The 23457-nt window shown below is 73.0% G+C and carries 21 protein-coding genes; 13 read left to right on the forward strand and 8 right to left on the reverse strand.

Annotation, left to right across the window (positions count from 1 at the left end):
- The first annotated feature begins 33 nt into the window (after positions 1 to 33).
- From WHN02_RS17630 to WHN02_RS17640, 3 genes are read left to right on the forward strand one after another with little or no spacing between them, the layout of a single operon-like run.
- Positions 34 to 990, forward strand: a complete 957-nt coding sequence (locus WHN02_RS17630; RefSeq protein ID WP_434739828.1) for a carbohydrate ABC transporter permease — start codon at positions 34 to 36, stop codon at positions 988 to 990.
- Positions 987 to 1823, forward strand: coding sequence for a carbohydrate ABC transporter permease (locus tag WHN02_RS17635; RefSeq protein ID WP_350900280.1), 837 nt, complete (start codon positions 987 to 989; stop codon positions 1821 to 1823). Before WHN02_RS17630 ends, WHN02_RS17635 begins: the two co-directional genes overlap by 4 nt.
- Positions 1820 to 2254: an L-rhamnose mutarotase gene (locus tag WHN02_RS17640; protein ID WP_434739829.1), complete on the forward strand. Its 435-nt coding sequence runs from the start codon at positions 1820 to 1822 to the stop codon at positions 2252 to 2254. The genes WHN02_RS17635 and WHN02_RS17640 overlap by 4 nt, the downstream gene beginning before the upstream one ends.
- Positions 2255 to 2302: 48 nt before the next feature.
- Here WHN02_RS17640 and WHN02_RS17645 read toward each other — a convergent pair whose 3' ends face one another.
- Entirely contained in the window at positions 2303 to 3433 is a 1131-nt protein-coding gene (locus tag WHN02_RS17645; RefSeq protein ID WP_434739830.1) for a mandelate racemase/muconate lactonizing enzyme family protein, read from the reverse strand.
- Positions 3434 to 3563: 130 nt separating this feature from the next.
- Here WHN02_RS17645 and WHN02_RS17650 point away from each other — a divergent pair, with 130 nt between their 5' ends.
- The 6 genes from WHN02_RS17650 to WHN02_RS17675 are packed head-to-tail and all read left to right on the forward strand — an operon-like array spanning position 3564 to position 9467.
- A complete protein-coding gene (locus tag WHN02_RS17650; RefSeq protein WP_434739831.1) occupies positions 3564 to 4499 on the forward strand; it encodes a thiamine pyrophosphate-dependent dehydrogenase E1 component subunit alpha in 936 nt (311 codons plus the stop codon).
- On the forward strand, positions 4492 to 5472 hold the full coding sequence (locus WHN02_RS17655) for an alpha-ketoacid dehydrogenase subunit beta (protein WP_434739832.1): 981 nt from the start codon (positions 4492 to 4494) through the stop codon (positions 5470 to 5472). Before WHN02_RS17650 ends, WHN02_RS17655 begins: the two co-directional genes overlap by 8 nt.
- On the forward strand, positions 5469 to 6230 hold the full coding sequence (locus WHN02_RS17660) for an SDR family NAD(P)-dependent oxidoreductase (protein WP_434739833.1): 762 nt from the start codon (positions 5469 to 5471) through the stop codon (positions 6228 to 6230). Before WHN02_RS17655 ends, WHN02_RS17660 begins: the two co-directional genes overlap by 4 nt.
- 44 nt (positions 6231 to 6274) lie before the next feature.
- Positions 6275 to 7594, forward strand: coding sequence for a hypothetical protein (locus WHN02_RS17665; RefSeq protein WP_434739834.1), 1320 nt, complete (start codon positions 6275 to 6277; stop codon positions 7592 to 7594).
- Positions 7591 to 7890 (forward strand): YciI family protein, encoded by a 300-nt coding sequence (locus WHN02_RS17670; RefSeq protein ID WP_434739835.1) that lies wholly within the window; start codon positions 7591 to 7593, stop codon positions 7888 to 7890. Before WHN02_RS17665 ends, WHN02_RS17670 begins: the two co-directional genes overlap by 4 nt.
- Entirely contained in the window at positions 7890 to 9467 is a 1578-nt protein-coding gene (locus WHN02_RS17675; protein ID WP_434739836.1) for a hypothetical protein, read from the forward strand. Before WHN02_RS17670 ends, WHN02_RS17675 begins: the two co-directional genes overlap by 1 nt.
- A gap of 60 nt (positions 9468 to 9527) precedes the next feature.
- Here WHN02_RS17675 and WHN02_RS17680 read toward each other — a convergent pair whose 3' ends face one another.
- Complete coding sequence (locus WHN02_RS17680) at positions 9528 to 9926, reverse strand: hypothetical protein (RefSeq protein WP_434739837.1); 399 nt, start codon at positions 9924 to 9926, stop codon at positions 9528 to 9530.
- An 87-nt stretch (positions 9927 to 10013) separates the two neighbouring features.
- On the opposite strand from WHN02_RS17680, the gene WHN02_RS17685 reads away from it, so the two are divergent.
- Entirely contained in the window at positions 10014 to 10592 is a 579-nt protein-coding gene (locus WHN02_RS17685) for a TetR/AcrR family transcriptional regulator (protein WP_434739838.1), read from the forward strand.
- Between the two features lie 108 nt (positions 10593 to 10700).
- Here the strand turns inward: WHN02_RS17685 and WHN02_RS17690 are convergent, their stop codons facing one another.
- Positions 10701 to 11168, reverse strand: a complete 468-nt coding sequence (locus tag WHN02_RS17690; RefSeq protein ID WP_434739839.1) for a nuclear transport factor 2 family protein — start codon at positions 11166 to 11168, stop codon at positions 10701 to 10703.
- A 239-nt stretch (positions 11169 to 11407) separates the two neighbouring features.
- Between WHN02_RS17690 and WHN02_RS17695 the strand changes: the two genes are divergently transcribed.
- Positions 11408 to 14419: an AfsR/SARP family transcriptional regulator gene (locus WHN02_RS17695; RefSeq protein ID WP_434739840.1), complete on the forward strand. Its 3012-nt coding sequence runs from the start codon at positions 11408 to 11410 to the stop codon at positions 14417 to 14419.
- A gap of 5 nt (positions 14420 to 14424) precedes the next feature.
- Here WHN02_RS17695 and WHN02_RS17700 read toward each other — a convergent pair whose 3' ends face one another.
- The 3 genes from WHN02_RS17700 to WHN02_RS17710 all read right to left on the reverse strand — a co-directional run bounded on the left by WHN02_RS17700 (position 14425) and on the right by WHN02_RS17710 (position 17269).
- The gene (locus tag WHN02_RS17700; RefSeq protein WP_434739841.1) at positions 14425 to 14586 is read right to left on the reverse strand and encodes a hypothetical protein; all 162 of its coding nucleotides are present in this window, start codon (positions 14584 to 14586) and stop codon (positions 14425 to 14427) included.
- A 92-nt stretch (positions 14587 to 14678) separates the two neighbouring features.
- Positions 14679 to 16208, reverse strand: a complete 1530-nt coding sequence (locus WHN02_RS17705) for a glycoside hydrolase family 43 protein (protein ID WP_434739842.1) — start codon at positions 16206 to 16208, stop codon at positions 14679 to 14681.
- A 56-nt stretch (positions 16209 to 16264) separates the two neighbouring features.
- Positions 16265 to 17269, reverse strand: coding sequence for an acetylxylan esterase (locus WHN02_RS17710; RefSeq protein WP_434739843.1), 1005 nt, complete (start codon positions 17267 to 17269; stop codon positions 16265 to 16267).
- 344 nt (positions 17270 to 17613) lie between these two features.
- Here WHN02_RS17710 and WHN02_RS17715 point away from each other — a divergent pair, with 344 nt between their 5' ends.
- The gene (locus WHN02_RS17715; protein WP_434739844.1) at positions 17614 to 19026 is read left to right on the forward strand and encodes an endo-1,4-beta-xylanase; all 1413 of its coding nucleotides are present in this window, start codon (positions 17614 to 17616) and stop codon (positions 19024 to 19026) included.
- A gap of 291 nt (positions 19027 to 19317) precedes the next feature.
- On the forward strand, positions 19318 to 19941 hold the full coding sequence (gene eda / locus WHN02_RS17720) for a bifunctional 4-hydroxy-2-oxoglutarate aldolase/2-dehydro-3-deoxy-phosphogluconate aldolase (RefSeq protein WP_434739845.1): 624 nt from the start codon (positions 19318 to 19320) through the stop codon (positions 19939 to 19941).
- Positions 19942 to 20098: 157 nt separating this feature from the next.
- On the opposite strand, the gene WHN02_RS17725 is transcribed toward eda, so the two are convergent.
- Both WHN02_RS17725 and WHN02_RS17730 read right to left on the reverse strand, forming a co-directional pair.
- The gene (locus tag WHN02_RS17725; RefSeq protein WP_434739846.1) at positions 20099 to 20353 is read right to left on the reverse strand and encodes an acyl carrier protein; all 255 of its coding nucleotides are present in this window, start codon (positions 20351 to 20353) and stop codon (positions 20099 to 20101) included.
- Positions 20353 to 23454, reverse strand: a complete 3102-nt coding sequence (locus tag WHN02_RS17730) for a non-ribosomal peptide synthetase (protein ID WP_434739847.1) — start codon at positions 23452 to 23454, stop codon at positions 20353 to 20355. The genes WHN02_RS17725 and WHN02_RS17730 overlap by 1 nt, the downstream gene beginning before the upstream one ends.
- Between the last annotated feature and the right edge of the window lie 3 nt (positions 23455 to 23457).

A 23457-nucleotide genomic window follows, 5' to 3' on the forward strand; every position in this document is an offset into this window, starting at 1 on the left:
CCCCACCCGGTCAGCCCTGGGGAGGACAAGCAGATGAGCATCTCCACCGCGAAGGCCGCCGAGCCGGCCGCCGCGACGACCCCACCGCCGGTACGACGCAACCGGCGGCCCACCCACGCCCGGGAGTGGTGGTTCGGCGCCCTGATGGTGCTGCCGGCGTTGGTCCTGGCCGTCACCTTCAAGCTGGTGCCGCTCGCCCGGGGCGTCGTGACCAGCTTCGAGCAGTCCAGCGGCTTCGGCGACAGCTCGTTCGCCGGGTTCGACAACTACACCCGGATGTTCGACGACCCGGTGGTCCTGGCCAGCTTCCGCAACGCCCTGCTGGTCGTGGCGACCCTGCCGGTCTGGGTCGTGTTCCCCCTGGTGCTGGCGGTGCTGATCCACCAGCGGGCGCCCGGGTGGACGTTCTTCCGGGCCGTCTACTTCGTTCCGTACACCATCGCCCCCATCGTGGTCGGCATCATGTTCCGGCAGATCCTCGCCCCGGACGGACCGATCAACGCCCTGCTGCGGGCGGTGGGGCTGCGACCGTTGGCCATCGAGTGGCTCAACGGGCAGAACAGCGCGTTGTTCTCACTGGTCGCGGTCGCCCTGTGGAGCTTCTTCGGCCTCGGGGTAATGACCTACCTGGCGGGGCTGGCCACCATCCCCGACGAGGTGCTGGAGGCCGCCTACCTCGACGGGGCCGGGTTCTGGCGGCGGCTGCTGTCGGTGGTGGTGCCGATGCTGCGTCCGACGGTGGCGTACTGGAGCGTCCTGTGCGCCTCCGGGGTGCTGATCTGGCTGTTCCCGCTGATCTACGCCCTCACCCAGGGTGGTCCCGGTAACGCCACGATGCTGCCGGAGTACCTGGTCTTCCTGACCACCTTCCAGTTCCTCGACCGGGGGTACGGCTCGGCCATCGGTATCGCCCTGTTCGCCTTCGTCGCCGTGCTGTCGATCTTCAGCGTCCGGCACATGTTCACAGAGGGGACCCGGAAGCCGCGATGACTCGGCGACAATCCGCCCGGATCGGGCGCTACCTGTTGACCTTCGCGTTGGTGGTGGTCGCGGTGGCGGCGATCTACCCGCTGCTGTTCACCGTGGTCAGTTCGCTCAAGACCCAGCACGGGTTCGCCCAGGACCCGCTGGGGCTGCCGACCTCCGGGATCACCCTGGAGAACTACGTCGAGGCGTTCAAGCGGATGGACATGCCCCGGCTCCTGCTCAACTCGATCATCACCACCGTGGGTGGGCTGGTCCTGTCGGTGCTGGCCGCGATGCTCGTCGCGTACGCCGTGACGAAGCTGCGGTTCCGGGGCGGCAAGGTGGTCTTCCTGCTGATCATCATCACCCTGACCATCCCCAGCCAGGCCATCATCTACCCGCTGTACCAGACGGTGCTGGACCTGGGGATGACCGGCGAGTACCAGGGGCTGATCCTGGCGTACGCGGCGTTCGGGCTGCCGCTGGGGACGTACCAGCTCGCCGGCTACTTCCAGCAGGTGCCCGACGAGCTGATCGAGGCGGCCCGGGTCGACGGGGCCGGACACTTCACCATCCTGTTCCGGCTGCTCGCCCCGATCGCCACCCCGGCCCTGGCCGCCCTGGCCATCTTCAACTTCGTCTGGATGTGGAACGACCTGCTCCTGCCGCTGGTCATCATGGGCGGCTCGGACAGCAAGACCCTGATGGTCGGGGTCTCCATGCTCAGCGGCCAGTACGACGTGTCGGTGCCGCTGGTCAGCGCCGGCCTGATCGTGGCCCTGCTGCCGGTGCTCGTCATCTACCTGGTGTTCCAACGTCAGCTCGTCTCCGGCGCGTTGGCCGGCTCCGGCAAGTGACGTCCCCCGTCGACCGGCCCGAACCGGCTCCCGCGCGGGCCGTCGACCCCGGCACCGCCTCCGACCCCGGCACCGGGTCGCAGGCGGCGCCGGCCCGGGGGCCGGGCCGGCAGCTGTGCTACCTCTACCGGCTACGGCCCGGGACCGAGGCCGAGTACGAGCGCCGGCACGCCGAGGTCTGGCCGGAGCTGCTCGACCTACTCGACGAGGCCGGCGTGTACGACTACACCATCTACCGGCACGAGCTGCTGCTGATCTGCGTGCTGCGGACCCGGTGGGGCTTCGACCACGCCAGCCGGGTCACCGGCGACGCCGAGGTGCAGGCCCGGTGGACGGCCTCGCTGGCGCACCTCTTCGCCGAGATCGCCGACGCCGACGGCGAGCCACTGTGGGCGTACCCGGTCTTCCACCACCCGGGCCGCCCGGCCTAGCGCGAGGAGGGGCCTCCCGTCGACGGGAGGCCCCTCCTCCACGCGGTGTCAGACGGCGTAGGCGACGGACCCGTCGGCGCGCAGGGGGATCCGGTGGAGCGGGCGGCCGCTCAGGTCGAGGGGAGTCTCGTCGGTGAGGTCGAGGGTGACGCCGAGTCCGGGCTCGGTGGGGACGGGCAGGTATCCGCCGTCGCGGCGGACGCAGGGCCGGGCCGGGCCGTCGGCGAGGGCGTCGTCGAGGGGGGAGTACTCCTGGGTGACGAAGTTCGGGATCGCCGCGTCGAGGTGCACCGAGGCCATGGTGAGCAGCGGGCCGAGACAGTTGTGACTGACCACCGCGGCGTGGTGGGACTCGGCCAGGGCGGCGATCTTGCGGGCGTGGCTGATCCCACCGGCCAGCCCGAGGTCGGGGCGGACGTACTGGGCGCCGCCCTGGGCGAGCAGCTCCTTGAACTCCCAGATGGTGTGCAGTCGTTCCCCGTTGGCCATCGGGACGCCGAGGGCCCGGCGGGCGACGGCGGCCTGGCTGCTGACGCTGTCGATCTGGACGGCGTCCTCGACCATCAGCGGCAGCAGCCGGCCGACCGCCGGCACGACCGACTCGGCCTGCAACGGGGTCAGCTTCCGGTGCAGCTCGATGAGCAGGTCCACGTCCGGGCCGACCGCCTCCCGTACGGCGGCGGTGGTGGCCTCGGTCTCGGTGACCAGGCGGGCCAGCGACAGGTCGCCGTAGTCGGCGGGCAGCGGGTCGAACTTCACGGCGGTGAACCCGTCGGCGACGGCGGCGGTGGCCTGGGCGGCCAGGGCCTCGGCGCCGGTGCCGGGCAGCAGCAGGTGCAGTCGGATCCGGTCCCGGACCCGCCCGCCGAGCAGCTGCCAGACCGGCACCTCGAGGCGCTTGCCGAGCAGGTCCCACAGGGCCAGGTCGATCGCGGAGACGGCGGCGGTCAGGACGGACCCCCGGAACGGACCCATCCGGTAGAGGTGGTGCCAGTGGTGCTCGATCCGGTTCGGGTCGGCACCGAGCAGGTAGGGCCGGAAGGTCTCCACGACCGCGTGCACCGCGCCGGGATATCCCCAGCAGCCGGACTGGCCGACGCCGACCAGCCCGGCCGAGGTGTGTACCGCGACGAAGTGCGCGTCGCCGCGTACCACCGACTCGACGGCGGTGATCTCCATGCTGCCCCCAAATTAGAGCCCTATAACGGCCACAAACTTGCTCCTTCACTCTTCCATAGCATGATGTCCCTGGTCTAGGCTCCAATCCGAACGAGCCAGAATAGGGCTCTAAATCTTCACTGGGGGTGTGATGGGTCTGCCGGACGACTACCGGGCGATGGCCCGGATCCGCCGGTTCGAGGAGCGGCTGGCCGCCCTCAAGGACGACGGCGAGATCCCGGGCTCGATCCACCTGTGCAACGGCCAGGAGGCCGTCCCGGTCGGGGCCGCCCGCGCGCTGCGCGACGGCGACCACGTCACCGCGACCTACCGCGGGCACGGGTGGGCGTTGGCCCGGGGCGTGGACATGACCGGGCTGTTCGCCGAGATGATGGGGCGCGACTCGGCTGTCAACGGGGGCCGGGCCGCCTCGCCCTACCTGTCCGACCCGAGCCGGTGGTTCATGGGGGAGAACTCCATCGTGGGTGCCGGGGTCCCGATCGCCACCGGGGCCGCGCTCACCGCGCAGCGCACCGGCAGCGGTGCGGTCTCCGTGGTCAGCATCGGTGACGGCGCGATGAACCAGGGCAACGTCCACGAGGCGATCAACCTGGCCGCCGTCCTCGACCTGCCGCTGGTGGTGGTCGTGGAGAACAACGTGTACTCGGAGATGTCCCGGATCGAGGACATGGTCCGCATCCGTCAGCTCGCCGAGCGGGCTGCCGGCTACGGCATCCCCGGCCGGGTCGTCGACGGCAACGACGCCGACGCGGTCGCCGACGCCCTCACCGAGGCGGTCACCCGGGCCCGGGAGGGCTCCGGGCCCTCCATCGTGGAGGCCATGACCGAGCGCCTGGTCGGCCACTACAGCGGGGACGTGCAGCACTACCGACCGGCCGGTGAGATCGCCTCGGCCCGCGAACGGGAGCCGCTGGCCCGGATCCGCGCCGCCGCCGACGCCGACCTGACCGCCCGACTCGACGCCGTCGACGCCGAGGTGGAAGCCGAGGTGGAGGCCGCCGTCACCGCCGCCCGCGAGGTGCCGTACCCGGACCCGGCGACCGTCAAGGAGCACGTCTATGTCTGAGTCGTTGCGCTACATCCAGGCCGTCAACGCGGCCCTGACCTGGGCACTGGACACCCGGACCGACACCGTCTACTTCGGTGAGGACGTCGCCCTCCCCGGGGGGCCGTTCGGGGCCACCAAGGGGCTGCACAAGCGGTTCGGCTCGGACCGGATCTTCGACACCCCGATCTCCGAGACCGGGTTCCTCGGCATGGCGCTCGGGTCGGCGATGACCGGACTGCGGCCGATCGCCGAGATCATGTACGCCGACTTCTCATTCGTGGCGATGGACCAGATCGTCAACCAGATCGCCACCATCCGCTACTCCAGCGGCGGCCGGTGGAAGGCCCCGCTGGTGATCCGGATGCAGCAGGGCTACTCCCCGGGTGCCTGCGCCCAGCACTCGCACTCACCCGAGGCGTACTTCGCGCACACCCCGGGGCTGCGGGTGGCCCTGCCGTCCACCCCCGACGACGCGTACCAGATGTTGCGCACGGCGGTGACCAGCGACGACCCGGTGGTGGTCGCGGAGGCCCGGATGCTCTACCCGACGAAGGGTCCGGTCCGCACCGACGCGCCGGTCGAGCCGGTCGGCGGTGCCCGGGTGGTCCGGGAGGGCGCCGACGCGACGGTGGTGGCCTGGTCCCGGATGGTCCCGGCGGCCCTCGCGGCGGCCGGGACGCTCGCCGAGGAGGGCATCGAGACCGAGGTGATCGACCTGCGGTGGCTCAACCCCCTCGACTTCGACACCGTCGGCGCGTCGGTGGCCCGCACCGGCCGGTTGGTCGTCGCCCACGAGGCGAACCTGACCGGGGGGTTCGGCGCGGAGATCGCCGCCCGGGCGGCCGACGAGTGCTTCGCCGACCTGCGGGCCCCGGTGGCCCGGGTGGCCACCCCGGACGTGCCGATGCCGGCGGCCCCCGCGTTGCAGAAGGCCGTCGTGCCCGAGGCGGCGCACGTCGTCGAGGCGGTCCGCCGGACGGTTCGACGGTGACCGGCGGCACCCCGGCGGCCGGTCTGCTGGCCGACCGCCGGGTGGTCGTCGTCGGCGGTGCCTCCGGCATCGGCCTGGCCACCGTCCGGGCCGCCGCTGCCGCCGGTGCGGCGGTGGCGGTGCTCGACGCCGACGCCGGGGGTGCGGCGGGCGCCGCCGAGCAGGCCCGCGCCGTCGGGGTGCGCGCCTGCGCCCACGCCGTCGACGTCACGGTCGAGGCGCAGGTCGCCGAGGCGCTCGACGCCGCCGCCGTCGACCTCGGCGGAGTCGACGCGGTCCTGCACGTCGCGGGCATCATGCGCGGGCAGGGCACCGACGTCGCCGACCTGTCGGAGCAGCTGTGGCACCAGGTGATCGCCGTCAACCTCACCGGCCCGTTCCTGGTCGCCAAACACGCGGTACGGCACCTGACCGGCGGTGACGGGGTCCTCGTCCTGGTCGGGTCGAAGGCGGGCGTACTCGCCGGAAGCGGGTCGGTACCCTACGGCGCGAGCAAGGGAGGACTGCACGGCCTGGCGTTGACACTGGCCCGCCAGCTCGGTCCACGCGGGATCCGGGTGCACACGCTCTGTCCGGGCGACATCGACACACCGCTGATGCGGCGGTCGCTGGACGAGGCGCGGGCCAACGGCACCGACGGCGGCCAGGTGGCCCGCATCGAGGCGGCCCTGGGTCACCCCGAGGACGTGGCGTCGGTGCTGACGCTGCTGGCCGCACCGGTCAGCGCCGGCATCGCCGGCACCGTCTACACCGGCTGAGCAGCCCTACCGGACGGCCAGGGCGACGACGTGGAGGCAGCATCGTGATCGGGATCATCGGCCCGGAGGACTCGATCCGGCTCGTGCAGGAGGTGGCGCGGGGGGAGGGGCGCGCGGAGGAGGTGACGGCCAGGGCGTACACCGACCCCGAGCAGGCTCCCGAACTGGCCCGGGAGTTGGACGGGCTGTGCCAGGTGCTGCTGTTCACCGGGCGCATCCCGTACGCCTTCGCCGCCGCCACCCCGGGGCTGCGCGCCGAGATCGACTACATCCGGCACGCCGGGATCGACCTGTACCGGACCCTGTCCCGGATGCTGCTCGCCGGTGGGGGACGCCTGCCCCGGGTCAGTGTGGACACCATCGAGGCGGACACCGTCCGGGAGACCTACCACGACATCGAGGTGACCCCGCCCACCGAGATCCTGCCCATCGCCGACTCCTCCGGGCTGCTCTTCTCCGGGCTGGCCGAGATCACCGCGTACCACCGGGAGCGCTACGCCTCCGGTGCGGTCGAGGCCTGCCTGACCTGCCTCGGTGCCGTGCACCGGGAACTGCGCGACTCCGGGGTCCCGGTCTGGCGTGTCGAGCACACCCGGGCCTCGGTCCGCGACGCGCTGCGCCGGGCCTGGCAGGCCGCCGAGGTACGCCAGTCCCGGGCCACCCAGATCGCCGTGATGATGATCGAGGTGCCGGAGTCAGCCGGTCGTCAGGTGGACCCCTACCAGGCCGAACGGCAGCGGCTGCGGCTGCGGGAGGCCCTCCTGGAACACGCCGAGCGGATGCGCGGGCGGCTGGGGACCATCGACGACCGGACCCTGCTGATCACCACCACCCGGGGCACAGTGGAGAGCGCCATCGCCCGGCACCGCGCCGGACACGCCTCCCTGCTCACCCTGCGCGGGGTCGACGGCGAGCACACCGTCGGCTTCGGCGCGGGCACCACCATCGCCGCCGCCGAGGCCAACGCCCGCCAGGCGCTCGCCCTCGGACGGGGCGGGGACACCCACGTCGTCTTCCCCGACGGGGACATCTACTCCACCCGGTCCAGCCAGGTCAAGCAACGCCTGCGGGAGACCGCCCCCGGGGTGCTGCGCGTCTCCGAGCAGCTGCGGCTCGGGCCGCTGTCCACCCGACGGCTGCTGGAGGCGCTGCACCAGATGGACCCGAACGAGGTGACCGCGCGAGGGCTGGCCGACGCGTACGGGGTGGAGACCCGGTCGGCCCGTCGGCTGCTCAAGTCGCTGCGCGCGGCCGGGTTCGCCGAGGAGGTCGGGGTGCACGTCAGCACCGGTGCGGGCCGACCGCAGACCGTCTACCGGGTGGCCATGCAGCGGCTGGTCGGGGCGGTCGGGGCCGACTCGTGAGGTTCGAGCCGACCTGGCTGGTCACCGCCACCTTCGCCGTTGACGCCGGACGCACCCGCGAACCCCACCGGGCGGCCCACCTCGACCACGTCCGGGTGCTGCTCGCCGACGGCACCGCCCTGGTCGCCGGGGCCCGCGCCGACCTGGGGGCCTCGGTCCTCGTCCTGCGGGCATCCGACGCCGTGGCCGCCCGGACCCTCGTCGAACACGATCCGTACTGGCAACACCGGGTGTGGACGGCCATCGAGGTGATCGAGTACCTCGCCGCCACCCCGCAGTCCCTCGGGAGGTCATGATGTCGCAGTACCGCCAGGTTCCCGGCGTCCGGGTGTCCGGCGCCGAACACGCCCCGTACGCGGCCGGTCTGCTGGCCGACGCGCTGGGGGAGGGGGCCGAGCCGGTCCGGTTCACCCCCGACGCGACGCTGCCCGAGGGCGGGTTCCGCGTCGAGGTGCCCGAGACCGGCGAGATCCGGATCGTCGGCGATCCCTTCGCCGGCCTGGTGTACGCCACCCGTGACCTCCTCGACCGGGCCACCCCGGCCGGTCTGCCCGTCGGCACCGTCGACGCCACCCCCGGGCCGGGGCTGCCGTTGCGGACCCTCTGGACGTGGGACCACTCCACCAACTGGGACCTGCGCCGACTCGGCCTCCAGGAGATCGGCGCGCTGAACCCGTACGCCAAGGGGTCCGACGCGTTCGGGGCCGACTACCGACGCCTGGTGGACTTCTGCAGCGCCGAACGGATCGGCGGGATCGTGGTGTACGGGCTGCTGCGCGACGCCCACGGCGGCGTCGAGGCGGCCCGGGAGCTGTGCGAGTACGCCAACGCCCGGGGCGTACGGATCATCGCCGGGGTGGGGATCAACGCCTACGGCGGCGTCTACTTCGACGGTCGGCACCGCTTCAACCTCGCCACCTGGCTGCGGCAGCGCCCCGACCTGGCCGCCGAGCTGCCGAAGAAGGTCGGGTTCGACATCGACGAGTTTGGTGACCTGCACTTCCCGGCCAGCGAGTACATGATGGCCGCCTGCCCGTCGCATCCGGAGAACCTGGCGTGGCACCGCGACGCCGTCGACTGGCTGCTCGACACCCTGCCGGTGGGCGGGATCAACTTCGAGACCGGCGACTACGGCAGCTGCGCCTGCGACAGGTGCACCGCGCACACCGGCGGCGAGCGCACCTCGTGGTCGTACGAGGCGATGCGGTCGGTCTACCCGACCCTGCTGGACACCGCCCGCCGGACCGGACCGGCCGGGGTGCCCCTGCGTCACCTGGTCGAGGTGTACTGGGACAACATCTTCGACCTCGACGCCCAGGGTCCCCTGGCCGACCTGCCCGACGACGTGGCCTACCAGTACTGCGTGAACCGGGGATTCTGGTACGACAACCGGGACCGGCTCACCGCCGACCACGTCTCGGCGTTGCCGCACACCACGAACGTCCTGCGGACCCACGCCGGATCGCAGTGGAACCGGCAGCGCCACTCCTGGGTCCCCGACATGTACGCCGACATGGCCACCCGGACCGCTGCCGCCGGGATGCGGGGGCTGACCATCTTCGCCGAGGCGTCCGCGTACCACCCGACCAACGAGGTCAGCTATCTGGCGTACGCCCGGTTCTCCTGGAACCCGGAGCTGACCTGGGCGGACTTCTGGCGCGACGAGGTCGCTCCCCGGTTCGGCGGGTCGGCCGAGGCGGAGGCGTTCCGCGACGGCGCGGCAGTGCTCGACGATCCGTCGGCCGAGGCGGCGGCGTTGACCAGGGTCGGCGCGGACGCCCTGGCGATGGTCGCCGCGACCGGCGGGGAGGTGCAGCGCCGCTGGCTGTGGTTGGCCGAGCGGACCGCCCGGCACGCCCACAGCGCCGGCTGACCCCGCTGTCGGGACCGCCCCGGTCGTCGGTGGTGCAGCCGTCGACCGGGGCCGCGCGGGTCAGCCGGTGGCGACCCCGTGGGCGAGGGCGAGGAGCGCGGCGGTGAGGGCCGCAGCCCCGCCCACCGTCATTGTGTTGCCGAACGACCAGGCCCCGGGCCGGCCGATCGCGGCGTGCAGGAAGAACCCGCCGGACTGACTGATCGTCCCGGCGGCGAGCAGACCCCCGACGACCCAGGTGTAGGGGTCGGACAACCCGGCCCGGGCGGCGATGCCGAGGGCGGTCAGGGTGAGCACCAGTAGGACACCGGCGTGCGCGTGTCCGGCCCGGAACAGTGCCAGTTGGAAGGCGTCGAGTCGTCCGGCGGCGGTCAGCCGCATCAACGTGTACCCGCCGACCATCACCGTCGGAACGCTGACCAGTGCGATCACTGTCAGCCATCTGTCCGCCGTACCCATGGCTCCTCCTGTCGTGGTGGCGTTGCGTACGCCAGAACTTGACGACGACAAGATAGCGTGGTCGGGTAGCATCTTGTCAACGACAACATGAGCGGAGGTCGGATGCGGCAGCCCTACCACCACGGTGACCTGCGCCGGGCACTGCTCATCGCAGCCACCGAGGCGATAGTCGAGGCCGGGCCGGCGGCGTTGAGCCTGCGGGACCTGGCGCGGCGGGTCGGCGTCTCGCACGCTGCACCGGCGCACCACTTCGGCGACAAGACCGGCCTGCTCACCGCGATCGCAGCCGAGGGGCTGAAGCTGCTCGCCGGGGCGCTGGAGGCCGCCGGAGGCGACATCCTGGCCACCGGTCAGGCGTACATCCGGTTCGCCGTCACCCACCGGGCGCACTTCGAGGTGATGTTCCAGCCGAGTCTGCTGCATACGGAGGCGCCGGAACTGGTGGCCGCCCGGCAGCGGGCCGGTCAGGCGCTCAGCGACAGCCTGACCGATCCCCGGGTGACCGACGGCGTCGCCGACCAGGCACGGCTGGCCGCCTGGTCGATCGCGCACGGCTTCGCCACCCTGTGGCTGGCCGGTGCGCTCCCGCCCGACCTCGGCGGCGACGCCCCCGACGCTGCCGCCCCGATCATCCGACTGCTCTTCGAACACCCACCCGCGACCTGAGCGACGGAAAGGCCGGGCGGTGCGGCGAGGGGCCGCACCGCCCGGCGCCGGCGTGCCCGTACCGGGCACCGGTCGGCGCGGACGCGCCGGCGCTGTGGGCGTCGTCCGCTACCCGGCGGGTGAGCGGTGCGACGCGGGGTGCTCCGTCGGGTCGGGCAGTCGTCCGCCCGGCACCGGAGCGAGGAAGTAGAAGCGGCGGTAGCCGAGGAGCATGCCCTCGTCGGTCAGGGTGAAGACGTCGACGAAGTCGAGGTCCCCCTCGGGCTGCCCCCGTCGGGGCGGGTCGGAGGCGGTGTAGCGGCCGGTCACCGCCACCGCGTCACCGGCGGCGATGACCTTGTAGATCTGGTGTCGGGCGGGCGGCCCGGCGAGGAGCGCGTGGGTGCGCAGGACCTCGGCACGACCCCGCCCCTGGGCCAGGTCCGGCCGCCGGACCTGCACGTTCTCGTCGAGCAGCGAGCCGTACGCGTCGATGTCCCCGGTGTCGAGGTAGTGGTACGACAGGCGTACGTGGTCGACGCCGACCGCCGTCACCGTGGTGCCGCACGTCGATCGCGTGCCCCCGTGACTGTCCATCCCGGTGTGTCTCCCTGCCGTCGTCCGCCCGAGTGCCCGACGTGCGTCGATCGCTGGGACGACTCTGGATCCGGTCGGCAACTTCGGCCTATCACGGCGCTTTCCCGACCGGCTCCGCCCGTGGGGTGCCCGGGGGTGTCCAGATGAGACGATCACGACGGTGGTGCACGACACCCGGCCGACGAGGTGGGTTACCTGAATAATAGTCACTTCTGGATCACTGTCCGTACGGGAGAGGCATGCCCGAGTCGATGACCGCCCAAGCGACCGCCGGAGCGCGGATCAGCTTCCGGATCCTCGGCCCCCTGCACGTGGAGGGGGCGGCCGGGCCGGTACGGATACCCCCCGGTCGGCAGGAGATCATCCTCGCCTCGTTGCTGATGGAGCCCGGCCGGGTGGTCGCCGCCGACCGGCTGCTGGACCTGATCTGGGACGAGGCCCCACCGGACACCGCGCGTACCCAGATCCAGATCTGTGTGTCCCGGATCCGCAAGAGCTTCGCGGCGGCGCAGGTGGCCGCCACCGTGGTCTCCCGCGCCCCGGGATACCTGCTGCGCACCGGCGAGGACACCGTGGACCTGCACGTGTTCAACAGGCGGGTCACCGCCGCCCGGGTCCTGGTGAAGGAGGGGCGGCTCGCCGAGGCGGCGGAGTCGCTGCGCGGGGCGGTGGCGCTGTGGCGGGGGCCGTGCCTGAGCGGCATCCCCAGCGAGTCCCTCCGGGTACGGGGACTGCGGCTGGACGAGGACCGGCTCGCCGCCGTGGAGACGTACCTCGACCTGGAACTCACCCTCGGACGCAGCCACGAACTCGTCGGCGAGGTCAGCCGCCTGGTCCACGAGTATCCGTTGCGGGAACGGCTGCGCGGCCAGCTGATGCGTGCGCTGTACCGCTCCGGTCGGCAGGCCGAGGCGTTGGAGGTGTACCGGGCCGGTCGGACGCTGCTGGCCGAGGAGCTGGGCCTGGAGCCGGGGGAGGAGCTGCGTCAGCTGGAGGGCGCGATCCTGTCCGGGGACCCGGCCCTGCTCGACGGCGTCGCGTCCCTGGGCGCCGGAAACGTCAGGTCACCGGTCACCGTCCTGCGGGGACCCGGCCCGTACGCCGAGGAGCGACCGCACCAGTTACCGGCGGACACCGCCGACTTCGTCGCCCGGGAACAGCTGGTCGGGTCGATCGAGGCCGCCCTGACGGGTGACGACGACAGGCACGCCCTCGGGCTGGTGGTGATCGCCGGCAAGCCCGGGATCGGCAAGAGCGCGATGGCCACCCACATCGCCCACCGGCTCGGGGCCACCCGCTTCCCCGACGGTCAGCTCTACTGCGACCTGCGCGGCGCCGGGACCGAGCCGGTCTGTCCCCGTGACGTACTCGGTCGGTTCCTGCGGGCGCTGGGCATCCCCGGCCCGGTCATCCCCGACGGCACCGACGAGCGGGCCGAGATGTACCGCACCCTGCTGGCCACCCGCCGGATGCTGGTGGTCCTCGACGACGCGGCGGGGGAACGCCAGATCGTGCCGTTGCTGCCCGGCGGCAGCAGCTGTGCGGTAGTGGTCACCAGCCGGTCCCGGCTGGCCGCCCTTCCCGGCGCCCAGCGGGTGGAGCTGGACGTCCTGGACCAGGCGCAGGCCCTCGACCTGCTCGGCCGGGTGGTCGGTGCCGACCGGGTGGGCCGGGAACCGGAGGCCGCCGCGGCGCTGGTGCGGACCGTCGGCGGGCTGCCCCTGGCGCTGCGGATCGTGGCGGCCCGGTTGGCGGCCCGGCCGCACTGGACCCTCGCGTCGATGGTGCACCGGCTGGCCAACGAACGGCACCGACTCGACGAGCTGGCGCACGGCGAGATGACCATGCGGGCCAGCCTCTCCCTCACCCACGACGGGCTCGGTCCCACCGAGCAACGGCTGTTGCGGCTGTTCAGCCTCGCCCAGGGGCCGACGGTGCCCGGCTGGATCGCCGGAGCGTTGCTCGACGACGACCGCCCGGTCCCGTCGGACCTGGTCGAGCCGCTCGTCGACGTCCAGATGATGGATGCCGTCGCCGTCGAGGCCACCGGGGAGTTCCGCTACCGGTTCCACGAGGTCATCCGGCTGTTCGCCAGGGAGCAGCTGGCCATGCACGACGGCCCGGCGGAGCAGCGTGCCGCCACCGAACGGATGGTCGGCGGCTGGCTGGCCGTCACCGCGCAGGCCCACGCCCGGGTGTACGGGGGTGAGTTCACCGTCCTGCGTGGGACGGGCCGCCGGTGGCATCCGCCGCCGGGGTACGTCGACCGGCTCCTCGCCGACCCGGTCGGGTGGCTCGACGGGGAGCAGGTCAACCTCTGCTCGGCAGTGGAACAGGCCGCCCAGTCCGGGTTGGACGAGCTGTGCTGGGAACTGGCGACGACGCTCGTCACCCTCTTCGAGACCCGGGGCTACTTCGACCACTGGGAACGGACCCACGAACGGGCGCTGCGGGTGGTCCGGGCGGCGGGCAACACCCGCGGCACGGCCGCCGTCCTCGCCTCGTGGGGCACCCTGCACATCAGCCGGCAGCAGCCGGAGGCGGCCCGCCGGTCCCTGGAGACGGCGCTGGGTCTCTTCGCCGAACTGGACGACCGGCACGGGCTGGCGCTGTGCCGACGGGACCTGGCCCTGCTGGAGCGCCAGGGCGGCGACGACGCCCGGGCCCTGGTCCTCTACGAGCAGGCGGCCCGCGACTTCGACCGGGTGGGCGACACGGTGGGCCGGGCGACGGTGCTGACCCAGAGCGCGCACATCTGGATGCGTCGGGGGGAGAACACCGTCGCCCAGTCCCAGCTCACCGAGTCACTGGAGATCTTCCGGTCGGTCGGGTACGCCAGGGGCGAGGCGCACGTCCTGCGTCGGGCCGGACAGATGCTCCTCCAGCGGGGCGAACACGACAGGGCCGAGCAGACCCTGACCGGGGTCCTGGGGATGGTCCGCAGCAGCCGGGACGTCATCGGGGAGGGGCACCTGCTGCGCAACCTCGGTGAGGTGCACTGCGCGACCGGCCGCTACGACCGGGCGCGTACCGCCTTCGAGCAGGCCCTGACGATCCGGGAGCAGATCATGGACCACGGTGGGGCGGCGGCGGTCCGGCTGGACCTCGCCCGGGTGCTGGCCCGGACCGGAGCCGCAGGACGCGCCGGTGAGCTGCTGGAACACGCGATGGTGACGTTCCAGGAGCGGGGCATGCGGCACGAGTTGGCCGAGGCGCGGGGACTGCAGGGGCAGCTCCGGCGGGCCGGCTGACCGGATCAGTCCCAGGGGTGGTTGGCGGTGGGGCTGTTGGTGAGCGTCGGGGTGGGTGTCGTCGCGGGCGTCGCCGGGTCGGCCTGCGCCGCCGCCGCGCCCACCGAGATGACCCCGGTGATCGCGGCGGCCAGGGCGAGGATCCTCAGCGAGGTGGTGCGGCCCATCGTCGACTCCTTCGTGGCTTCTCGATCAACGTCGGCGCCACGTTATCGACGGGGGTAATCGCGCCCTTATTCCAGCAGTTATCCCCCCGCTATCACCGGTTGCCGCCGGTGGGCCGGTAGTCGTACCAGTCGAAGGCGGCGGTGCCCTCGGTGACGTACATGCCGACGACCCGTCCGGTGAACCCGGTGGCGACCTCGGTGGACAGGTACCTACCGTCCAGTTCGGCGAGCGTGACGGGGTCGCCGGAGCCGGTGGCGACCAGGAATCCGAGGGTGTCGGGACCGGTGGCCCCGACCCCCGGCGGGCGCTCGGCCGCCTGCTTCGCCGACGTCACCGTCGGGGGTAGGACGTCCGTGGTGCGGACGTCGACGGTCAGCTCCACCGGCCCGGCCGGCACCGGCACCTCGGCCACGCACTGGCGCACCGGCCCGATCCGGGCGACGACCCGGGCCAGCCCGTCGGCCACCTCCAGGTCGTAGTGGTGGGCCTCGTCGAGCCGGACGCTGAGCCCGGCCCGGGCGGTGCCCGGGTCGAGGCGGGCGGTGATCCGGCAGTCGGGGTGCTGCTGTCGCCGCCCGACGAAGGTGTGTCCGGGACGGTCGAGGGTGTCCCCGGTGGCGTGCAGGGTCAGCCACCCGGGTCGTTCGGTGAGCGACCAGCTCCCCTCGGGTCGGCTCCGGGGTGAGATCCAGGCCGGGGCGAGCGTGGCCCGGTCGAAGTCGTCGCGTGGCGGCGGCGCGTCGACCGGGCTCCACCCGGGGGACGCCTCCGAGCGGGGTTCGACCGGGTCGACCACCGGCCACCCGTCGACCCACCGGACCGGGGCGAGGAAGGTCTCCCGGCCGAGGACGTGGAACCGGGGGGTGTGCCCCTGCGGCCGGGTGCCCAGCAGCACCATCCACCAGGACCCGTCGGGGGCGCGGACCAGGTCGGCGTGACCGGTGCTCTGGATCGGCCGGTCGGTGCTGCGGTGCGACAGGATCGGGTTGTGCGGGGCGGGCTCGTACGGCCCGCGTAGGTCCCGTGACCGTGCCACCGAGACCCCGTGCCCGCGTTCGGTGCCGCCCTCGGCGATCAGCAGGTACCACCAGTCGTCGATCCGGTACAGGTGGGGGGCCTCGGGATACTGCATCCCGCTGCCGGCCCAGAGGGTGTGGGGTCCCTCCAGGACCGTGCCCGCCTCGGGGTCGATCCGGGCCAGCCGGGTGCCGGACAGGGCGCACCAGCAGTTGCCCTCGTCGTCCCAGACCAGGTCGGGGTCTATGCCGGGCAGGTCGAGCCAGACCGGGTCCGACCACGGTCCGGCCGGGTCCTCGGCGGTGACGACGAAGTTCCCCCGGTGCACGTTCGTGGTGATCAACCAGAACCGCCCGTCGTGGTGCCGGATCGTGGGCGCGTAGATGCCGCCGGAGGCCGCCGCGTCCGCCGGGATCGGAAGTTGTCCCGGGCGGTCGAGGGCGTTGCCGATCTGTCGCCAGTGCACCAGGTCCCGACTGTGGAAGACCGGAACCCCCGGGAAGTACTCGAAGCTTGAGCAGACGAGGTAGTAGTCCTCGCCGACCCGGCAGACGCTCGGGTCGGGGTGCAGACCGGGCAGTACGGGATTGTCGTACAGCGGCACGGGGCGGCCTCCTTGAGGGCGACGTGGACCGGGAACAACCGAGGTGGGGCGTGGGCTCAGCCGAGGTGGGCGTGGAGGAACTCCAGGGCGCGGGCGTCGTCGACCACGCCGCCGCCCTCGTGGCCGTTGTACTCCCAGACGAGCAGGTCCCGGGGGCCGGCGTACTCGTTGAAGGCGGCGTAGACAGTCGAGGGGGGACAGACGGCGTCCATCAGGGCGACGCTGAACAGCGCCGGGGCGGTGGCCCGGCGGGCGAAGTTCACCCCGTCGACGTACGCGAGTGTCCGGTGTACCCGGTCCACGCTCTCCCGGTGGGTGGCGAGGTAGTCGGCCACCTCCCGGTACGGGTACGCGTCGGTGATCCGGGTGGCGCGGGGGAAGTCGCAGAGGAAGGGAACGAAGGCCACCACGGCGGCCAGGTCGTCGCGGAGTCCGGCGACGGCGAGCGCCGCGCCCCCGCCCTGGCTGCTGCCGAGCACCGCCACCCGGTCGGCGTCGACCTGGGGCAGGGCACGGGCGGCGTCGACGGCGCGTACCGCGTCGGTGAGCAACCGGCGGTAGTAGTGGTCGGCCGGGTCGCCGATGCCCCGGGTGAGGACCCCGGGGACCTGCGGCCCGACGACCGCCGGGTCGGGGGTCTCGCCGACGCTCCACGAGGAGCCCTGTCCCCGGTTGTCCATCTGGAGGTGGGCGAAGCCCGCCGAGGCCCAGAGCAGTCCGGCCAGGGGGTGGCCGCGCCCGCCGCCGTATCCGACGTACTCGACGACTGTCGGCAGCGCGGCGGTGGCCCCGGCGGGGAGCCGCAGCCAGGCCCGGACGTCCTGGCCGGCGTACCCCCGGAAGGTGACGTCGTGGACCTCCAGGGTGGACAGACCGGTGGGCACCGGCCGGGTCCGGACGTCGAGGTCGTGGGCGGCGGCCTCGGCGAGGGTCCGCTGCCAGAAGTCGGCGAAGTCGGCCGGGACGGTCTGTGTGCTGCGGTAGTCGGCGAGCTCCGCCCGGGACATGTCGACGAGCACGGATTCCTCCTGCGGGGGGTGGCTCCGGTCGGGATCGATCATTCCCGACGGGAGGCGCTTCGGCCAGACCCGTCCCGGAGGTCCGAAAGTTTCGGTGGCTCCCCCTGGGGTTGGTTTTTTTGTCGGTCTCGACCCGAATTGTTCGCCCGGTGGTCCGAAAGTTTCGGATCCGATCGACAGTGCTTCGGCTGTTCGCTGCCGATCGATGGGCATTGAACTTTCGGGCGTGTTTCGATAGCGTTCCGATTGGAGTTCATCGATTCCTGCGGTGGTGCAGACCTGCCGGCTCCCCGACGTGGCTCCCGGGCACCACGTCGTCGCGGCCGGGCCACCGCGGCGGGCGCGGGTCGAGGCTCCTTCCCCCAGACACCCGAAAGGTGATCGACATGAACGACCTGTTCGCCCGCGCCAGCGGGCGGTTCGGAGCCGGAGCACTCCGGCGCGGCGCGCTGGTGGCGGTCACCGCCGGGGCCGCCGTCCTGGCCGCCACCGTGGCCTTCGCCCCGAGCGCCAGCGCGGGAACCACCCTCGGCGCCTCGGCGGCGGAGAAGGGGCGCTACTTCGGCGCCGCGGTCGCTGCCAACAAGCTCTCCGACAGCACGTACGTCGGGATCCTCAACCGCGAGTTCAACTCGGTCACCCCCGAGAACGAGATGAAGCTCGACGCGACCGAGCCCCAGCAGGGCGTCTTCACCTTCACCAACGCCGACCGGATCGTCAACCACGCCCGGGCCAACGGGATGAAGGTCCGGGGCCACACCCTGGCGTGGCACTCCCAGCAGCCCGGCTGGATGCAGAACATGTCCGGGACCGCCCTGCGTAGCGCGATGCTCAACCACGTGACCCAGGTGGCCACCTACTACCGGGGCAAGATCGACTCGTGGGACGTGGTGAACGAGGCGTTCGCCGACGGCAGCACCGGTGCCCGCCGTGACTCCAACCTCCAGCGCACCGGCAACGACTGGATCGAGGCGGCGTTCCGCGCCGCGCGGGCCGCCGACCCGGGCGCCAAGCTCTGCTACAACGACTACAACACCGACAATTGGAGCCACGCCAAGACCCAGGCGGTCTACAACCTGGTCCGGGACTTCAAGACCCGGGGCGTGCCGATCGACTGTGTCGGGCTCCAGTCGCACTTCAACAGCGGGTCGCCGTACCCCGGCAACTACCGCACCACGTTGCAGAGCTTCGCCGACCTCGGGGTCGACGTGCAGATCACCGAGCTGGACATCGAGGGCTCCGGCACCACCCAGGCCAACACCTACCGCAGCGTGGTGACCGACTGTCTGGCCGTGGCCCGGTGCACCGGGATCACCGTGTGGGGCATCCGGGACACCGACTCCTGGCGGTCCAGCGGCACCCCGCTGCTCTTCGACGGCAGCGGCAACAAGAAGCCCGCCTACACCGCCACCCTGGAGGCGCTCAACGCCGGTGGGACCACCAACCCGCCCACCACGCCGCCGACGACCCCGCCGACCACCCCTCCCACGACCCCGCCCGGCACCCCGGGAGGCTGCACCGCCTCGGTCTCGCTGAACCAGTGGAACGGAGGCTTCGTGGCCACCGTACGGGTCACCGCCGGGTCCTCCCGGATCAACGGGTGGACCGTCGGCGTCGCCCTGCCCGGTGGGGCTTCGGTCACCAACTCCTGGAACACCCAGGCCACCGGCACCAGCGGCACCGTCACCTTCCGCAACGTCAGCTACAACGGTCAGGTGAACGCGGGCACCACCACGGAGTTCGGCTTCCAGGGCACCGGGACCGGACCCACCGCCACCCCCACCTGCACGGCCAGCTGATCCGAGGCCGGTAGGACGTCGACCCCGGTCGTACCCACGGCCGGGGTCGACGCGTGTCGGGCTGCGGCGGCCCGGTCGGGTTTCGGCAGGCCCGGGCGGGCCGCGACGGTCCGGGTCGGGGTTCCGGCGGACCGGGTCGGGCTGCGGGGGCCACCCGAGGTCCGGTCGACGTCGCCGGGACGCCGGATACGCTTCGTCGCGGAGCCGGAGACGACCGTCGACCGAGGCGGTCCTGCAGCCCCGCCGACGTACCCGTCCGCCCGGCCATCGCCCACACCCGCAGGGAGCGACATGACCATCCCCGACCTGTTGCGCCGGCACCGTCTCGTCCCCGTGGTGGTCCTGGACGACGCCGCCCACGCCGAGCCCCTCGCCGAGGCGCTCGCCACCGGGGGACTGCCCGTCGCCGAGGTCACCTTCCGCACCCCGGCCGCCGCCGAGTCGATCGCCCGGATGGCCGCCCACGGCGGAGTCACCGTCGGTGCCGGCACCGTCCTCACCCCCAAACAGGTCGACGTGGCGGTCGAGGCCGGTGCCCGGTTCGTCGTCTCGCCCGGTTTCGACGCGGCAGTGGTCCGCCGCTGCCACGAACACGGGGTGACCCCCCTGCCTGGGGCGGTGACCGCCACCGAGATCATGGCCGCCCTGGCCGCCGGGGTCACCACCGTCAAGTTCTTCCCGGCCGGGACCTCGGGCGGGGCGAAGGCGGTGGCGGCGCTCGCCGCGCCGTTCGGGCAGGTCTCCTTCGTGCCGACCGGGGGCATCGACGCCACGACCGCCGCCGACTACCTGGGTTTGCCCTCGGTGCTCGCTGTCGGCGGCAGTTGGATGGTGCCCCGGGCGGCCGTCGCGGCGGGCGAGTTCGACAGGGTCACCGACCTGGTCCGGGCCAGCGTCGAGGCGGTCGCCCGCTGACCCCGGCCCACCAGCCGGGTCGCGGGACCGTCCGCCCGACCGGACCGACGACGCCCCGGTGACGGCAGTGAACGGTGACCTGCCGACGACGAACCGGTGACCTGCCGGAGCGGGCTCGCACCACCCTCCACCGGAGGTGGTGCGAGCCCGGTCGTGGTCAGCCCCGCTCGGGGACCCGGTCGGCCACCGTCGCCACCAGGTCGTCGATGGTGTCCAGTCGGCCCGGGGCACCGAACTCCACCTCGATGTCGTACTCCTGCTCGATCGCGTCGACCAGGCGGAGCAGCCCGAGTGAGTCCAGGCCGAGCGCGACGAGCGACCGTCCGGTGAGCGTCGCCCCGACCCGTACGCCGCCCTCGGTGGCCTCCTCGACCAGCTCGGCGATCCGCTGCCGCAGCTCGGTACGTCCCATCAGTGCCCCTCTCCCGAACGCCTGATGAAGTCGGCGATCTCGGCGATGGTCGGGGTGTCGAAGAAGGTGTCCAGCGGCACCTCGACACCGAGCCGCTGCTGGATCCGGCCGCTGATCCGGGTGATGGTCAACGAGTGCCCGCCGAGGTCGAACAGGTCCTCGTGCTCGCCGACGTCGGGGATCCGCAGCACCTCCTGCCAGATCGTGCGCAGCTGCTCGACAAGCTCGTCAGCGCCGTCGGCCCCCGCGACCAAGCCGTCGGTGGCGGGGGCGACGTCGTCGGACCGCGCCCCCCGGCGGGTGACGGGCACCGGCAGGGCGGCCCGGTCCACCTTGCCGCTGGGACCCAGCGGCAGCCGGTCGAGGACCACCCACTCGCCCGGAACCATCGCCGCCGGGAGGCTGACCCCCAGGTGTCGGCGCAGGTCGGCGGGGTCCGGGGCGGCCCCCCGGGGAACCAGGTAGCCGACCAGGGTCGGCTCCCCGGTCTCGGTGTCCGGGCAGGTCTGCACGGTGCCGGCGGCCACCCCCGGGTGCTCCAGCAGCCGGGCTGTCACCTCACCCAATTCGATCCGGTGTCCCCGGATCTTCACCTGGTCGTCGGTGCGCCCCAGGAACTCGATCCGCCCGTCCGGCCGCCACCGGCACCGGTCACCGGTGCGGTACAGCCGTTCCCCGGGGCCGCCGTACGGGTCGTCGACGAACCGGTCCGCCGTCAGGTCGGGTCGACCCCGGTAGCCCTCGGCGAGACCGGACCCGGCGAGGCAGAGTTCCCCGGGCACCCCGACCGGCACCGGTCGGGACTCCTCGTCGAGCAGGTACGCGCGGGTGCCGGGCAGCGGTCGTCCGATGGTCACCTCGTCCGGGTCGACCGGGACGTCGGCCATGGTCGCGTAGATCGTCGCCTCGGTGGGGCCGTACCCGTTGACCAGCCGGGTCAGTCGGGATCGCAGGTCCCGGGCGAGGGGCACCGGAAGGGCCTCCCCGCCGGTCACCCCGACCAGCGGTGGTGTGTCCGCCGCCCCGAGGCCCGCCTCCAGCAGCACCCGCCACCCCGAGGGGGTGGCCTGCACGTGGGTCACCGCGGCGGTGCGGACCAACCGCAGCACACCGGCCCCGTCCAGGGGGCTGATCCCCGCCGCGACCACCACCCGGCCCCCGGTGGTCAGGGGCAGCCAGATCTCCACCCCGGAGATGTCGAACGCTGGCGAGGTGAGTTGCAACCACCGGTGCTCGGATCGGCTGTCGAGCACCTCCCGCAGTCCGAGCAGCAGGTTGGTCAACGCGGCGTGCGGGACCACCACCCCCTTCGGCTGCCCGGTGGACCCCGACGTGTAGAGCACGTACGCGGGCTCGGCGCGGAGGGGGAGCCCCGGGTCGACGTCGTCGGCGGTCCCGTCGGTCGGGTCCGGCCCGTCGGCGAGGGCGTCGACGGTGAGGGTCGGGCGGTCCAGTCGGGCGGCGAGCGCCGTCGTGGTCACCACGAGCGTCGGGTCCGCGTCGGCCAGGACGAGGTCCTGCCGGGCGACGGGGTGTCCCGGGTCGACCGGGACGTAGGCGGCCCGGCACCGCAGGACGGCCAGCATGGTCGCCACCAGTTCCCAGGACCGGTCCAGGGCCACCGCCACCCGCGAGCCGGGTCCGACGCCCCGCTCGCGCAGCAGCCGGGCCAGCCGGGCCGCTGCGGCGTCGAGGTCGGCGTAGCTGAGCGTCAGGTCCCCGTCGACCACCGCGGCGGCCTGGGGTCGCGTCCGGACCTGGGTGGCGAACAGCGTCGGGAGGTCGACGTCCGCCGGGTGGGTCCGCCCGGTGTCGTTCCACCTCCGCAGCACCGTGTCGGCCTCGTCGGGAGGCAGCACCGGCAGGTCGGCCACCGCCCGTCCCGGGTCGGCGACGACGGCGGCCAGCAGGGTCCGCAGGTGCGCCCCGATGCGGGTCACCGCGTCGGCGTCGAGCGCCGTCGGGCTGTGCTGGAGGGTGACCGTCCACCCGGTGGGGGCGTCGACCACCTGCACGTGCAGGGCGTTGCGGGCCGACCCGGAGAAGAGCGTCCAGTCGACCCGGGACTCGACGTCGGTGAAGGTCGGCTCCACGCCCCGACGTCGGTAGCCGACCGAGACGGCGGTCAGCGCCGGGGCCGGACGCAACCCGGGTACGGCGTGCGTCAGCGGCACCGCCCGGTGTCGGTACAGCTCGCGGAGCCGGGCGCGGACCTCTCGGGCGTACCCGTCGACGGTGCCGGTGGGGGTGGGGGCGGTGACCGGGAGTTCGTTGACGAAGAGCCCGACCTGGCCGGCCTGCTCCGGGGTACGGGTCGACAGCGACACCCCCACCGGGGTGTCCCGGTTGCCGTACCGGTGCACCAGCAGGTGCAGTGCGGTCAGGAACAGCTCGAACCGGGTCACCCCCAGGGTGGTGGCGGCCCGGTCGAGCCCGTCGGCGAGGTCGTCGAGGGGCACCGGGACGGCCCGGCCCGGCTCGGCGGCGGTGGGCACCCGGGCCAGTCCGGGCAGCACCACGTCGGTCGGGTCCGGCCGGTGCCGTGCCCAGTACGCGCGGGCGGCCGGCAGGTCCGCCGCGACCCTGTCGCGTTCGGCGGTGGCGTGACCGGCGTACCCGTCGGGCAGCGGGGGCAGCCGCACCGGCTCTCCGACGGTGGCCGCCCGGTACGCGGCGGCGAGGTCGCGGACCAGGACCTCCTTGCTGGTCCCGTCGAAGACCAGGTGGTGGGCGGTGACCAGGAGGAGGTGCCGCCCGTCGACGGCGGTCAGTAGGACGAACCGGGACAGCGGCCCGTCGGTCAGGGAGTAGCCCCGGGCGATCTCCTCGGCCACCCGCGCCTCGGTCAGCTCGGCGAACGTGACGGGTGGCCGGGCCGGGCCGGGGGCCAGGCGGGGGACGCCGTCGGCGTCGGTGACGACCCGGGCGTCCAGGACGGGGTGTCTGTCGATCACCGCCGTGCAGGCCGCCACCAGGGCCTCGGTGTCCAGCCGGGCGTCGAAGTGGATTCCGACAGCCATGTGGTACGCCGTCGCGGCCGCCCCGGCCTGCTCGGTGAACCAGACGGCGTGCTGCGCGTATGTCGCCTCCACGGTGCCCACGGG

It is taken from the genome of Micromonospora sp. SH-82 (assembly GCF_051132485.1).
Classification (GTDB): Bacteria; Actinomycetota; Actinomycetes; order Mycobacteriales; family Micromonosporaceae; genus Micromonospora.

Bases quoted from the DNA above. Each gene is read 5' to 3' on its own strand.
- WHN02_RS17725 (WP_434739846.1), bottom strand. From the start codon at position 20,353: ATGGGACGTACCGAGCTGCGGCAGCGGATCGCCGAGCTGGTCGAGGAG.
- WHN02_RS17700 (WP_434739841.1), bottom strand. From the start codon at position 14,586: ATGGGCCGCACCACCTCGCTGAGGATCCTCGCCCTGGCCGCCGCGATC.
- eda (WP_434739845.1), top strand. From the start codon at position 19,318: ATGACCATCCCCGACCTGTTGCGCCGGCACCGTCTCGTCCCCGTGGTG.
- WHN02_RS17655 (WP_434739832.1), top strand. From the start codon at position 4,492: ATGTCTGAGTCGTTGCGCTACATCCAGGCCGTCAACGCGGCCCTGACC.
- WHN02_RS17695 (WP_434739840.1), top strand. From the start codon at position 11,408: ATGCCCGAGTCGATGACCGCCCAAGCGACCGCCGGAGCGCGGATCAGC.
- WHN02_RS17680 (WP_434739837.1), bottom strand. From the start codon at position 9,926: ATGGGTACGGCGGACAGATGGCTGACAGTGATCGCACTGGTCAGCGTT.
- WHN02_RS17715 (WP_434739844.1), top strand. From the start codon at position 17,614: ATGAACGACCTGTTCGCCCGCGCCAGCGGGCGGTTCGGAGCCGGAGCA.
- WHN02_RS17690 (WP_434739839.1), bottom strand. From the start codon at position 11,168: ATGGACAGTCACGGGGGCACGCGATCGACGTGCGGCACCACGGTGACG.
- WHN02_RS17645 (WP_434739830.1), bottom strand. From the start codon at position 3,433: ATGGAGATCACCGCCGTCGAGTCGGTGGTACGCGGCGACGCGCACTTC.
- WHN02_RS17685 (WP_434739838.1), top strand. From the start codon at position 10,014: ATGAGCGGAGGTCGGATGCGGCAGCCCTACCACCACGGTGACCTGCGC.
- WHN02_RS17650 (WP_434739831.1), top strand. From the start codon at position 3,564: ATGGGTCTGCCGGACGACTACCGGGCGATGGCCCGGATCCGCCGGTTC.
- WHN02_RS17630 (WP_434739828.1), top strand. From the start codon at position 34: ATGAGCATCTCCACCGCGAAGGCCGCCGAGCCGGCCGCCGCGACGACC.
- WHN02_RS17675 (WP_434739836.1), top strand. From the start codon at position 7,890: ATGTCGCAGTACCGCCAGGTTCCCGGCGTCCGGGTGTCCGGCGCCGAA.
- WHN02_RS17635 (WP_350900280.1), top strand. From the start codon at position 987: ATGACTCGGCGACAATCCGCCCGGATCGGGCGCTACCTGTTGACCTTC.
- WHN02_RS17710 (WP_434739843.1), bottom strand. From the start codon at position 17,269: ATGATCGATCCCGACCGGAGCCACCCCCCGCAGGAGGAATCCGTGCTC.